Genomic DNA, 13,555 nt, shown 5'->3' with positions numbered 1-13,555 from the left:
CCCTTGTGCCCCCAGCTCTGCAATGGTACAATGAGCGAAGGAGCGCCGGCGATAGACTTTGCTGCGATCCGTTCCTGCCATCCCGGTGGGAAGGGAAGGCCAGTCAGACCGCGCTCCTTTTGCCTCCTTTGATCGGATGGGTTCCCCAGGAAGGAAGATCGTTGGACTATGCGCAGTTACGATCTGGCTCCCGAGCTGACGCCCACCTATGTTGAGGAGGTGTGGCAGCGACTACCACCTCATGTGCGTCCGACGTTGCTGCTGCCATCTCCCCGCCTCTCGGAGGAATTGGGCTGTCAGTTGCTGCTCGCCAGCGAGACCTTTCAGTACACGGGCAGTTTCAAGTTCCGGGCTGCTTACCACCTGCTAGCTAGCGTTCCCCATCAGCAGATCATCGCGGCCTCTTCTGGCAACTTTGGCCAGGCGGTGGCCTATGCTGCGCGCCTGCTTGGGAAACAGGCCACGATCGTTATGCCCTCAACAGCGGCTCAGGTGAAGATTGAGGCTGTGCAGGCCTACGGGGGCCGAGTGGAGCTTACCGATGTGCGCCGGGTGAGTCGTCAGGAGCGTGTGGCGCAGCTCGCCCGGGAGCAGCCCGAGGCTTTCATCGCTCCAGCCTATGATGATTACCGGGTTGTGGCGGGCAACTCGACGCTGGGGCAGGAGATTCTCAGGCAAGCCCAGGTCGATGTGTTGTTGGTGCCAGTTGGCGGCGGAGGGCTGATTTCTGGCCAGGTCATCGCCCGCGATTTGCTCGCTTGCCCGACGCGCATTGTCGGGGCAGAGCCGCTAGCTGGCAATGATGCGGCCCGTTCTCTACGCAGCGGACGGCTGCTTTCCAACGACATGGAGCCGGAGACGGTCGCTGATGGGGCCCGTACGCTCTCGCTCGGGCGCCTCAACTGGGAGATCATCCGTCAGGGAGTGGAGGAAATCATCGAGGTCCCGGATGAGGTAACGCTGGAGGCGCTTCGTCGCCTCTTCCTGCAGGCGAATCTGAAGGCTGAGCCAACAGGAGCCTTAGCTCTGGGCGCTCTGCTCCTACACCCAGAGCGCTTTCGCGGTCAGCGCGTCTGTTGCATTGTCAGCGGTGGCAATGTCGACGCGGCGCTCTATGCTCAGGCGCTGAGCAGCCCGTCCTAAATCGCACCACCCTTGCTGTATGATAGGCACTACGAACTGTTGTGGTCAGGATGAGATCGGGCCTGGCCTTTCTCCTTCTCAGGCCGGGACGTGACCCGTCTCCAGGCAGGTTCGTTTCTCCTTTCTTGAGAAGAGGTCTGCCTGAGAGGCTGCCTTATTCCCTCAACATTATTGCTCCTGCTCGCTGGCCTGACTGCTTTGGCGAGGGCCGGACTGGCCGGTTTGAGTGATGGTTGGCCTGGCCAGGCATGCGCTTGCGGCGACCTCTTCCGCCTGAGAACAATGGATGCATGGGAGAACGATGCTCACAGACCAGCTCGCTGCCCCTGCTCAGCGCATCGCGCGCCGTCCCCATCTTGTCTTCGAGTGGTTCGCTGTCGCCCTGTTGCTGGCGCTGGCTTTGATCCTGCGTCTGCTGCTCATCCGTGCCCCCTGGCCCATTACTAATAGCGATGAGGCTAACATGGGGCTGGTCGCGCTCCATGTCGCCTATCAGGGCGACCATCCTATCTTCTTCTATGGCCTGCCCTATATGGGGCCAGTTGAGGGCTACGTTGCTGCGCCGCTCTTTCGCCTCCTCGGCCCCTCGCTCTTCACGCTGCGCCTGGCGCTGCTGCCTTTCGTCTGCGGTTTCCTGCTTAGCAGCTATGGCCTGACTCGCCTCCTCTATGGCAGAGTCTTCGCTCTCGCCTGCCTCCTCTTGTTCACCTTTGGCTCGGGCGATGTGCTGTTCCTGCAGCTGCGCGCAGTAGGGGAGTACCCCGAGATGCTGATGTTTGCTCCCCTTATTTTGCTGCTGACCACCTGGCTGGCCCTCTCTTTTCGTCCCCAGCAGGTGCAAGGCCGGTCCTGGGGACGAGTACTTGTCTACTGTGTGCTTGGGCTGAGCATCGGTCTGGCGCTGTGGATTGACTTCCTGATCGGCCCGTTCGTGCTGGCGGCGCTGCTGCTGCTGGCCCTTTTCTGCTGGCGCGAGCTATGGGGACGCGCTGGCCTGGGCCTCCTGCTGGGGATGATGGTAGGCGCTGAGCCCCTGCTCTACTACAATCTGACGGCTCCCTTTAGCCAGAACTCGCTGGCTGTGCTGCTCTCTATCCACCACGGCGGCGCTGACCAACTAGCCGCTCACCATTTGACCTGGTTGCATCAGCTCAGTGGGGCCTTCTTTATCGCCCTGCCGTGGGCCACTGGCTACCAGCCACGCTGTCCCCTCGATGCCCTCCCCCCCTGGGGGCTGCCCACTCCAGCGCTCTGGCCCTGTGTCCTGGCTCAAATGGGCTGGGGAGTAGGCTATATGCTGCTGGCCTTGCTGGCTGCGGCCTTCAGCCTGCGCCGCTTGCATCGACTTCAGATGGGTCGCTTCATCCCTCAATTGATCCGTCGCCCGGGGCAGCTCACCGTGACACCCGCCAGGCCGATGCCGCCAGAGGAGGAACGCCGAGAGGCAGTGCGCCAGTGCGCGCAACTGGCTATGTTAGCAAGTGTTGGTTTGACGCTCTTCCTTTACGCGATCGCACCGGTGGCCGCCGTCTCACCGGAGACCACCTTTCGCTATTTGACCTGCGCCCTGGTGGCGCTGCCAGTTTTGCTCTGGCCACTCTGGCAGCGCGCAGCCCGCGCCCTGGGACAGCTGCGCCCACCCAAACAGCAGTTGGCCTTTAGAGGCGCTGGTGTCCGTCAAACTGCGGTCAGCACGGCCACGGCCCTCGCTTCGGCCTTCCTCCTGCTCCTGGTTGCGGCGACCTTTGTGCTGGGCACTGTCCGCACCTTTGCGGCCATTCCCGCGGCCCAGGCCGACTACCAGCGACGCCTGACTCTGATTCGCGAACTCGAACGCATCGGAGCCACACGGGTCTACTCCGAGTACTGGACCTGCAATTGGCTCGTCTTCTTGAGCCAGGAGCGTATCATCTGCAGCGTCCTCGATGCCGAGCTACGCCCGGGCTTTAATCGTTACGGGCCATATCGGTCAATCGTCGATCGCTCTCCAGCACCTGCCTATGTCTTTCCCGTGGCCGCCGGCCTGCTCGATGCCACCACGGGCCGCCAGCAGGCCAGCTTTTTCCAGCAGCATGTCTTGTCTTCCCCCGAGGCCAGGAACGCCTATCGGCTCTACCAGTTTGTCGGTTACCTTGTATACCAGCCGCGGGCCTTGACCTCGCCGCCGTCCTCACCGTGAGCGGTCTGGCAGCCTTCAGAGGCCAATAGGCTGCCAGCCTTCCCCCCAGCGCAGACAGGCCACCTCCCTACCCGGCTGCCCCTCTGTCTGCCGTCCTGACTACCAGTACCGAGCCAGGACGGCCAGCTCACGGCGCAGGATAGATCGCCAGATTCGAGAAGGCCACTATCACGCCTTTAGGTGTATCGGGCAAATTCGAGACATAGAGGGCAATTGAGCCGCTCTTGTAGCTGCTATCGGTTATGCTGTTGAGGGTCTGACCATTCACGGAGAGCGTCATGGTCGACCCCTTGGCGACGATCTCGATATGGTTGACTTGTCCGATGGGTTTGAGCGCTGTGGTCGACAAGTAGCCAACGAGCTTCTGATCGTCAAGTGGTTGGCCTGATGAGTCAACCACTCCCTTGAAAATGGCATAGGTCGAATCGCCATACATCGCGAAGCGGTAATAGGTGGCCAGCTCCGTATTCTGGTTGGCTGAAGCCCGAATATAGACGCCAAAGCCACTATTCTCCTGCGTCCCCTTCGTGATCGTGGCATCAACATCTAGTCTGAAATCATCGAAGGTTTTGCCAGGCACGAATTCAGGCAGAATACGATTGTTATCCTCTTCAAGGAGGAGCTGCCCGTTGCCAAGCTTCACAGAGTAGCGACCCGGCACGCTGGTGAGATCCCAACCGTGGTTGTTATTGGTAAAGGTATCGCTGAAGAGCGGCGCCGCCGTAGGACTGCTCGTACTTTGAGCGGGTGTCGGGGTCAGCGTTCCGGTGGTTCCCCCACCGCGGTGAGTGAGGGCAAAGACCCCAATTCCACCCAGTACCAGCACTAAGACGACCACCGCGACCAGGGCCAGAAGGCCCAAATTTCTGCCGCGCGGTCGCTCTGGCGGTTGGGGCTGAACCGGCGGCAGCGGTGGTACCTGATAGCTACCCGCCTGGGGATAGCCGCCTGGTGCCGGGGGAGCGTAGGAGCTGCCTCCCTGTTCAGGATAGGTATAGCCTGGCGGCGGTGGGGTTGAGGAGACCGGCCCTCCATAGTAGCCTGGAGAGGCTGGCGGCGGCGGGGTCGGAACAGGAGTGACCGACTGCCCCCACTGCGAGGCTCCTCCCCCTCCTGAATACGGCTGACCGTAGGTCGTCGGAGGATACCCTCCGGCTCCTTCTCCCCAGGGCGCGCCCGAACTCGATAGCGTCGGCTGATTGCCAGCAGGCGCATTATAGTATCCACAGTTACTGCAGTACACCTCGTTGGGCGCCAGCGGCATTCTACAACGCTGGCAGAACCGACCTGCGGCCCCACCCTCATACGGAGGATACATTGAGGACATGTAACAGGACCCTCCACTCTTCTTGGCATACTCGGCTCACAGAGATAGCTAACCAGGTTGAGTATCGCATATCGCCGCCTGAATGTCTACCAGTAATTTCTCACAAATCGCAGTATGTCAAACGGCTCATGCGCTTTGAGCGTGCTGAGATTCTCTGAGCAGCTTATGCAGGCGACACGGATCAAGCGGCATTTCGCGGATGCGCACGCCGAAGGGAGCAAGTGCGTCATCGAGGGCGGCGGCAAACAGCGCCGCCACAGGGATCGTGCCGGCCTCGCCCGCCCCTTTGACCCCCAAGGGATTCAGTGGCGAAGGGGTCTCCACATGCTCGACCTGCAGAGGGGGGATCTCCTCGACCGTAGGCAGCAAATAGTCCATGAAGCTGCCGTTGAGCAGCTGCCCCTCCTCATTGAAGACGAGGCGTTCGTAGAAGGCCCCACCAATGCCTTGAGCTACCCCACCGTGGACCTGTCCCTCAACTATCAGCGGATTAATCACCCGTCCGCAATCGTGAACCGCCACATACTTCAGAATGGTGACCATCCCAGTGCGCGGATCAACCTCAACAATGGCCCCGTGGGCGCCGCTAGCGAAGGTACCGCGCGGGGGACTATAGAACGCCGTGGCCTCCAGTCCAGGGCCGCCACGCTCCTCCGGTAGCGCCGGGCCGGGCCGCGGCCCCGCTAGCTGCATCTGCATTAACTTGCGCGCATTCTCTCCATAGGAATAGCGCAGTGGATTGGAGGCAATGGCCACCTGACCAAGGGTCAAAGCCCGATGCGGCGCATCACGGACAAAGACTTTGCCGTCCGCCAACTCGATATCTTCTGGCGACGCCTCAAAGAGGTCCGCCGCCACCTTTTTAGCCTTCTCACGCACCTTGACCGCCGCCAGGTGGATCGCTGAACCGGCGACAGTCGCGGCGCGGCTGGCGAAGGTGCCAACGCCCCAGTAGAAGGCCTGTGAGTCGCCGGTAGTCACCAGAACATCCCGCGGGTCAACTCCCAACTGATCCGCAACAATCTGAGCGAAAGTCGTCTGATGGGCCTGGCCCTGGGTTGTCACGCCCGTCGAGACATAGACACGCCCGTCCGACTCCACGCGCACCTGAGCCCCCTCATAGGGACCGATACCGGTTCCTTCAACATAGCAGGCCACTCCCACGCCCAGATAGCGCCCCTGCTCGCGCGCTCGCCGCTGCTCTTCGCGAAACTGCTCATAGCCAAGGGCTTCCTTCAGGCGCTCCAGGCCCGCCTGATAGTTGCCGCTATCGTAGATGGTCGGCCCACCGTCCTGATAGACCAGACCGACATCCCAGGGGAATTCGTCGGGCCGAATAAAGTTGCGGCTGCGTACCTCCAGCGGATCAAGCCCTAGCTCTGCCGCGATGCGGTCCATAATGCGCTCCATCACAAAGACCGCGTGGGGACGGCCCGCGCCGCGGTAGGGGCTGACTGGCACTTTGTTGGTATAGAGGACCGTGAACTCACTATAGTAATGGCGCAAGCGATAGGGACCAGGCAGCGTACAGGCCGTGATAATGGGTACAATGATACCATAGGGTGTATAGGCCCCAGTATCGTGCAAGAAGATATCGCGCACGGCCAACAAGATCCCGTCATCATCAAAGGCATATTCTACATCGTGAATCTGGCCGCGCTCCTGATTAGCCGAAACAAAATGCTCAGCCCGATCTTCGATCCACTTCACCGGGCGACCCAGCCGCAGGGCAGCGAGAGGAGTAAGGATCTCCTCGGGATAGAACATCATAATCTTCGTCCCGAAGCCGCCACCCACATCGGGAGCTACCACACGTACCTTGTGCTCTGGCAAGCGGAACATCGCCGCCAGGCCATTGCGGATCGGAATCGGCCCCTGCGTTGACATCCAGCAGGTCAGCATTCCTTCATGCGGGTCCCAGCGAGCCACCACGCCGCGGCCTTCCATCGGCATAGCCGAGCCGCGTTCCATGACGAAGCGCTCGCGCAGCACATGCGGAGCCGAGGCAATCACCCCCTCGGGATCACCGACGCGCTGCACCAGGTGCGCTGCGACATTGCCAGGAACATCAGCATGCACCAACGGCGCGCCCACTGCCGCCGCCTGCTCCAGGCTGGCCACCACCGGCAGTGGCTCATAATCCACATCGATCAGCTCAAGCGCATCCTCGGCCAGATAGCGATCTTCAGCCACGACAAAAGCCACGGCGGCCCCAGCATAGTGCACCTCATCACGGGCCAGGGGCAGTTGGGTGCGTGGCTGTGTCAGCGCCGGATGGGGTACGAGTAGCGGCGACGGCTCCAACAGCTCGCCCAGATCCTCCGCAGTCAGGACCAGGTGGACGCCAGGGAGGGCGCGAGCCGCCGAGGCGTCAATCCGCTTGATGCGGGCATGGGCATAGGGACTGCGCAAGACGGCGGCATGCAGCATCTCTGGCAGATCGATATCATCCACATAGGTTCCTCGCCCCCGCAACAAGCGCGGGTCCTCAGAGCGCTGAACGGGAGCCCCAAACCAGCGTGTTGTCATGGGCGCTTATGCCTCCTCCCTCTGAGACTGCGAGCTGCGCAGATAGTGGGCGGCCAGCTTGACCGCCTCGACAATGTTGTGATAGCCTGTGCAACGACAGAGATTCCCCGCCAGCCCCTGGCGGATCTCTTGCTCATCCGGCTCAGGATTCTCATGCAGGAAGGCATGGACCGACATAATGAAGCCTGGGGTACAGAAACCACACTGCAGCGCATGCTTCTCCTGGAAAGCCCGCTGAATGGGATGGAGCTCCTCAGAGTTGCCGGCCAGCCCTTCGATCGTTGTCAGAGCCATGTTATCGACCTGCGCAGCCAGCAGCAGGCACGAGCGCACAGCCTCCCCGTTGAGCAGGACCGTGCAGCAGCCGCAGACGCCATGTTCGCAGCCCACATGTGTGCCCGTTAAATGCAGCTCATGGCGCAGGAAATCTGACAAGAGCATGCGCACCGGCACACGGCGCTGATAGAGATGGCCATTGACCGTTACTGTCAGATCATATTCCTCGCAGAACTGCGGAGAAGATCCAGGCTCTTCGAAGGCATACATAGGCAACAACCCCTTTCTCGTTGCTAGCCCGGCTGCCCACTGGTAGGCGCTCCTGCCCTTGTGACGGGACGTAGATGGATAGGGCAAGCGGACAGCCAGGCTGCTCGCTGTACCGCTGACCTGCTTTTCCCAGCGGTGCTACGCTCGCTCTCACGCAGGCTGCGCGTGGGCGCTTGGGAGGCGAGCCAACCTCTGTCGTCGATGCTGATCACTTTTGCATTGCCCCTGCCCACAGGCGAGAAGGATGAGGAACGGCCCCATGACGGGGCCCGTGAGCTGGCAACAGGCAGAGCTGCGCTGCGACGTGAGGAGGGATGGCCTGCCTGCTTTGCTTTGGACGTCGGCGCTGCCCCTAACGCCCATACGCCTCAGCTCAGGCAGATCCAGAGCGAGCTGAGAGGCAACGCGACCAGGCCAGCGGCAGCAGGCGGCGTGTCAGTTCCGCGACCAGCTCGCGGCGATACTCGGCAGTGGCGTGAATGTCCTGCATCTCTTCGCTAACCAGGGTGCGTGCCGCCTCCGCCGCCTCCTCTAGCGTTGCGGCGTCGAGCGTGCTGCCCACGAGTAGCGCTTCCACAGCAGAGGCCCGCTGCGGCACTGGGGCCACACCCAGATAGCAGAGGCGAGCCGAGCGACAGCGCCCATCAGGCCCGGCAGTCAGCACCACCACCGCCCCCGCAAGGGCGTAATCGCCAGAGCGACGCGCGAACTCCGCAAAGGCCCAGCCGGCAGCCGGCGGGAGCCAGGGGAAACGCACCTCGGTCACCATCTCATCGGGCCGCAGCTCGGTGGTCAGATAACCGTGGAAGAAGTCCGCCGCCGGCAGGAGCCGCTCTCCGCGCACACTCTGCGCGACTACCGTCCCGTCCAGGCAGCGCAGTAAGGCAGGCAGCTCTGCCGCCGGATCAGCATGGGCAATGCTGCCCACTACCGTGCCCCGATTGCGAATCTGAAAATGGCCAATATGGCGAATAACCTCAACCAGAAGCGGGTGTTTCTGCTGCACAGCGGGCGAGCGTTCAACTTGCCGCTGGCGTGTCACCGCGCCAATCGCAAGATAGTCCGTTTCTTCCTCAAGGTAGTGCAGCTCTGAGAGACGATTAATGTCGAGGAGATAGGCCGGCCTGGCCAAACGCATATTCAAGAGCGGCATCAGGCTCTGACCTCCCGCCAAGATCTTGGCCTCCTCGGCATGACGGTCCAGCAGCTCAAGTGCGTCATCCAGGAGACGCGGCGCGCAATATTGAAAGCGTGGTGGTTTCATCGCTGCTTGCTCCGTATGTTGTGCGCGTTTCGCGCCCTCTTCTTCGGTGTCTGCCCCCCGCAGAAGGCTCGCGGCTTCTTCCCCGCGCGTCTCATCTGCAGCACAGGGAAGCTGTGCTGCCTGGCTCGCCCCCGTGCTCTTCCCTCTTGCGTCAAGACGCTCAGCCCAGCGCTCTGGCGTGCCCTGTCACAGGCCCGCTCGCCTTCAAAGCGACCAGCCTTTTGCTTTCTTTTTCATTAGCTATTTAAGAATGAACATGAAGAGGAATGCCAGGCTCAAGGGTGATGTCTGCGCTTGCCTCGCTTCCTGTGCTGACCCGGTCTTAAAGGGTGAGGGAATACCCAAAAGAGTACCCTTCTTGGCCGCCCCTGTCAAGCCTCCTGGCTCAGCCGTCCTCGCCGCCCTCAGTCCGACGGCCCATGCCTTTCTCTCTGTATCTTCCTTTCTCTCTGTTTTCACTGCTTTTGCATATGTATATGTTTGCGAATCAGTACAATAGAATAAGAGAGTATTTACATTTACGTGGCGCGGCTGCTTGCCTAAGCATTAGAAAAAGGAGAACGAGCGGTGGATAGCGTTATCGTCTGTGTGCATGGAAGAAGCGAACAGTGGCATTTGAAGGATCAGCTTCTCGCCGACTTCCAGGGGGGAATCCTGGAGGGATTGGGAAGGCTGCCCGCGCCGGTCGCGATCGGGCGTGAGCGCATCCTGTTAGCGTTCTACGGCGACCTCTTTCTCCCGGATGCCGTCCTCAGTGCGACGGCTGGTCAGCGGCTGAGCGCAGCGGCAAGCTGGTCAGGAGCGGCGGGCAGCTATCGCGGGTCAAGCGCCCAACGAACAGCGCAGACAGCTGCCGATCCACTCTATCAGATCAATGTTGCGCGAGCCATTCTACGAGAAGCCCACCGCCGGGGCTTGATCGAGAGAGGGAGCGTCAGCGGGGAGCAGAGTTCGCAGCGGGAAATGCCCCCCTACAGCGGTGGTGGCCTCGTCTGGCTGCACTCCCTGCTAGTGCACATTCTGCAGGGACTAGAGCGCATTTTTGGGGCCCCGCGCGAGCTGCTGAGGCTCTTTGTCAGTGACGTCGACCTTTACCTCCACAACGCCGCGCTACGGGCCCAGGTCATGGGACGCGTACTTGCTCTGCTGCGACAGCAGGCAGACCGCTCGATTATCGTCGTGGCGCACAGCCTGGGAACGGTCGTTGCCTATGACGTGCTCAACACCCATCGCGAGATACCGATCGCTGCTTTCATTACGCTGGGGTCGCCCTTGGGGCTAAGTCCTTTCATTTATCAGGAGCTGCTGCCCCCGGTACCGCCTGGGCAAAAGCATCCATTTCCTACCAATGTAGCCACCTGGCACAATTTCTATGATCCCAACGACATTGTTGCCCTTGTTTCTGAGCTTGCACCGCTTTTTCCTGGACCACCTGGGCAAGCGGTGATTTGCACGCCGGTCCAGAATAATCCGTCAGATCCGCACTCACTGACCGGCTATCTGATTCAGCGGGCGGTCGCGCAAGCGATCAACAACGCGCTTTTGTGCAAGACACCCCTCCCTTCAAAGCTCAAATGAGCTTTTGCTTGCGTTTCTGCGTTTCCTTTCCTTGTACCTCTTGTGGGAGCTGAGGGAGCGGTCAGCCAGGCTGCCCCTCAGCTCCCACCGAGACAGCCGCCGGCGGGGCGCTTGAGAATCGCCGCGTTGTGACGAGGGAACTGTGGAGGACAGGGCTGGCGCTGGCGCCAGAGGAGCAGATAGCGCCCATCGTTGAGGCCTGGCAAGGTCACTGGCAGTCTAGCCTCAAGCGTCAGGCCAAGCTGTTCCGCGGCCCGCAGTCCCTGGGTCATCTCCGCGGGACTATCTCCTTTGCGTGGCAGGACAATAGTTCCTCCGACGCGGCAGTAGGGAGCAGCATACTCAAGCACAACGGGCAGGGCAGCTACAGCCCGCGCTGTGACCACATCAAAGGTGCCGCGGTAGGCCTGGTCATGCCCCAGTAGCTCGGCGCGCCCATGCACGACAGTGACCTCCTCCAGCTCCAGCACCTGGCACATGTGGCGCAAAAAAGCCACTTTGCGCGCCGTTGCCTCCAGCAAAGTCACAGCCCAGGCCGGGCGCGCGATCTTGAGCGGCAGGCCGGGGAAGCCCGCGCCGCTCCCAATATCCAGCAGACGGCAGGTCGGCGGATCAACCGCGGTCAGGATCGCTAACGAATCGAGGAAGTGCCGCGTGAGCACTTCCTCGGGATCGACAATAGCGGTGAGATTGACACGCTCGTTCCAGCGCAGGAGCTCCTCACGGTAGCGCAGGAAGCGGGCTAAGGCCTGGCTAGCCTGCGCAGCGGCCTGGGGAGTCTGCGCATAGAGCTGCCGTACGAAGGCTTGCAGCGTCTCCTCTGCCTCGCTCATCACGAGATCCGCTTACGCTTACTGTTGAGATAGTCGATGAGCAAGTATTCGCCCAGGTTGTTCTTATCGGCGTAGAAGGTGCGTCCGCGATTAATCTCAGCCATCTGGTTGACAAAGCTGACCATCCAGCGGTCGTCTTCGAGCATGAAGGTGTTGATCGTGATCCCCTCGCGCGTGCAGCGCTGGACCTCCAGAAGGGCCTGCTGCTCAGCCCAAGGGTTGGGTGGATAGGCGAACTGCCAGCCGCCCAGCTCTTCCTCATACCAGACCGTGGGGCCGCCGTCGGTGACCAGGATAATCTGCTTGTTGACTCCACGGTGGCGTGAGAGCAACTGACGCGCCAACATAAGCCCATGCGCCAGGTTGGTCCCCTGGCTATGGTCATAGCGCCCGATCTCGATCAGCTCCTCTGGCTTGTATTCGCGCGCCACGAACGAGAAGCCCACGATATAGAGATTGTCACGTGGGAACTGCGAGCGAATCAGGCTCTCCAGCGCAACCGCTACTTTCTTAGCCGCCTGCTGGCAGCCATTGTAGATCATGCTCATACTCATATCAAGCATGAGCACAGTTGACGATTGCGTCGTGAATTCCGTGCGATAGACCTCGAAATCTTCCTGAGAGAGCCTGATCGGCGTGCCCGTGCCGTTGCGGTAGACGGCGTTCATAACCGTCTTCTGCAGATCGAGCAGGAACGGATCGCCGAACTCGTAGCGCTTGCTCTCATCGGTGCGCTCGCCACCAGGGCCGCGGAAGGGACTGACATGGCGTCCGAAGCCATCGCGCTTCAGTTTGTCGAAGATGTCCTGCAGAGCCTTCTGGCCGATCTTACGGATAGCGCGCGCCGTCAGCTCCCAGCGGTTTCCCTTCCTCTGGATATAGCCGGCCTCTTCGAGAATCTTCATCAGGGCCTTCAGCTCCTCCAGGGAGCGGTACTCCTCGGAGCCGAGCAACTCACGCACCTTCTCGCTATCGATGGCCTCCAGGTCATCCAGGCGCCGGGCCTGCTGGAGCTGCTCCTCCAGGCCCTCCATCTGCTGCAGACGCCCCATCATACGCAGGGCCTCATTGAAGGGCAGCGCTTCGCTGCCGCGGAAGGGGAAGCGCATGCGGTAGTCATCCAGGGGGGCCAGGGCCTGCAGATTCTGGGCCAACTCCATCAGATCGACACGGATGCGATCGTCGCCAATGAGCTGCTCCATCAGGTTCTCCAGCTCCTGGCGCTGCTCCGGGGAGAGATTCTCTAGCAGAGCCTGCATTGCAGCCATGCGCTGCTGCATCTGCTCGATAAGATCATCGAGGGTATTAACCCCTGGGAAGTACTCGCCATACTTCTCCATGAAGGAATCGAAGTCTGGATTGAGGCCCTGCTGCCGTTCGCGCAGCATGCGATTCAGCTCGCGGATCATCTCGCGCAAACGGGCGATGTCCTCGGGCGTCATGCTTTGCAGCGACTGGCGCATGCCCTGGAAAAACTGCTGCATCATCTGCTGACGCAGGCTTTCCAGCAGCTCGTTGAACTTTTCGCGCGCAGCCTCCTCCATGAAGTCATACTCGGAGAGCGCCTTGATCTGCCCAGGGAGATCGCGAGGCAGGTTGTCCAGATACTGTTTTTTACGCTGGGCGATGGTCTCCAGCATGCGGCGTTTCTGCTCAGGCGTCAGCTCGTCGCTGCCAGCAGCCTGCTCGCCCGGGCCAGCCTCTGTCTGCTGGGCTTGGGCGGCCTCGGCGAGTTCACGCGCCTCCTTAAGGCGACGTTCGATTCCTTCGCGCTCTAGCTGCTTGATCTCCTCCAGTTTCTGGCGCAGATCATCCATCACGCCGGAGGCCATATTGTAGCGATTGAGGAGTTGACTACGCTGAGCGCGCAGCCGCTCTAGCAGTTCGCGCAGACCGAGATTGCGCCGTCCATCAGGCAATTGTATTCCTTCCTGCATCAGGCGACGGAGGGCCTGCTGCAGATCGCCCCGCTCCAGGTAATCATCGGCGAGGGCGCGCATGATATCATCAGCATCAAGGCCCTCGATTTCTTGAGTCCCGTCCCAGCGCGAATAGCCGTAGCGGGTTCGAAAAAAGCGCTTCAACATGGGAATCTCCCTCTACTCCCCGCTGCACCTCAGCTCCACCCTCGCTGGACCGAGGCCGCCGCCGGCAGC

9 protein-coding genes are annotated in these 13,555 nt (G+C 61.1%); 3 read left to right on the top strand and 6 right to left on the bottom strand.

Annotation, left to right across the window (positions count from 1 at the left end; translation table 11 throughout):
• Positions 1 to 168 precede the first annotated feature (168 nt).
• Entirely contained in the window at positions 169 to 1,143 is a 975-nt protein-coding gene (locus AC6H1L_RS21405) for a threonine ammonia-lyase (protein ID WP_497599481.1), read from the top strand.
• Positions 1,144 to 1,444: 301 nt separating this feature from the next.
• Positions 1,445 to 3,322, top strand: a complete 1,878-nt coding sequence (locus AC6H1L_RS21400; protein ID WP_497599480.1) for a glycosyltransferase family protein — start codon at positions 1,445 to 1,447, stop codon at positions 3,320 to 3,322.
• 127 nt (positions 3,323 to 3,449) lie between these two features.
• Here the strand turns inward: AC6H1L_RS21400 and AC6H1L_RS21395 are convergent, their stop codons facing one another.
• The 4 genes from AC6H1L_RS21395 to AC6H1L_RS21380 all read right to left on the bottom strand — a co-directional run bounded on the left by AC6H1L_RS21395 (position 3,450) and on the right by AC6H1L_RS21380 (position 8,988).
• Positions 3,450 to 4,586: a 3-keto-alpha-glucoside-1,2-lyase-like domain-containing protein gene (locus AC6H1L_RS21395; RefSeq protein WP_497599479.1), complete on the bottom strand. Its 1,137-nt coding sequence runs from the start codon at positions 4,584 to 4,586 to the stop codon at positions 3,450 to 3,452.
• Between the two features lie 189 nt (positions 4,587 to 4,775).
• Positions 4,776 to 7,178, bottom strand: coding sequence for an aerobic carbon-monoxide dehydrogenase large subunit (cutA, locus tag AC6H1L_RS21390; protein ID WP_497599478.1), 2,403 nt, complete (start codon positions 7,176 to 7,178; stop codon positions 4,776 to 4,778).
• Between the two features lie 6 nt (positions 7,179 to 7,184).
• Positions 7,185 to 7,724: a (2Fe-2S)-binding protein gene (locus AC6H1L_RS21385; protein ID WP_497599477.1), complete on the bottom strand. Its 540-nt coding sequence runs from the start codon at positions 7,722 to 7,724 to the stop codon at positions 7,185 to 7,187.
• Between the two features lie 373 nt (positions 7,725 to 8,097).
• A complete protein-coding gene (locus tag AC6H1L_RS21380) occupies positions 8,098 to 8,988 on the bottom strand; it encodes an FAD binding domain-containing protein (protein ID WP_497599476.1) in 891 nt (296 codons plus the stop codon).
• Between the two features lie 567 nt (positions 8,989 to 9,555).
• Here AC6H1L_RS21380 and AC6H1L_RS21375 point away from each other — a divergent pair.
• Positions 9,556 to 10,566 carry a lipase family protein gene (locus tag AC6H1L_RS21375; RefSeq protein ID WP_497599475.1) on the top strand — a complete coding sequence of 337 codons (1,011 nt, stop codon included), beginning with the start codon at positions 9,556 to 9,558 and terminating at the stop codon, positions 10,564 to 10,566.
• A 77-nt stretch (positions 10,567 to 10,643) separates the two neighbouring features.
• Here AC6H1L_RS21375 and rsmG read toward each other — a convergent pair whose 3' ends face one another.
• Both rsmG and AC6H1L_RS21365 read right to left on the bottom strand, forming a co-directional pair.
• On the bottom strand, positions 10,644 to 11,399 hold the full coding sequence (gene rsmG, locus AC6H1L_RS21370; protein WP_497599474.1) for a 16S rRNA (guanine(527)-N(7))-methyltransferase RsmG: 756 nt from the start codon (positions 11,397 to 11,399) through the stop codon (positions 10,644 to 10,646).
• Positions 11,399 to 13,486 carry a vWA domain-containing protein gene (locus AC6H1L_RS21365; protein WP_497599473.1) on the bottom strand — a complete coding sequence of 696 codons (2,088 nt, stop codon included), beginning with the start codon at positions 13,484 to 13,486 and terminating at the stop codon, positions 11,399 to 11,401. Before AC6H1L_RS21365 ends, rsmG begins: the two co-directional genes overlap by 1 nt.
• Positions 13,487 to 13,555 lie beyond the last annotated feature (69 nt).

The sequence above is a fragment of the Thermogemmatispora argillosa genome, from assembly GCF_059696725.1.
This window is presented reverse-complemented; position numbering and strand designations above follow the sequence as displayed.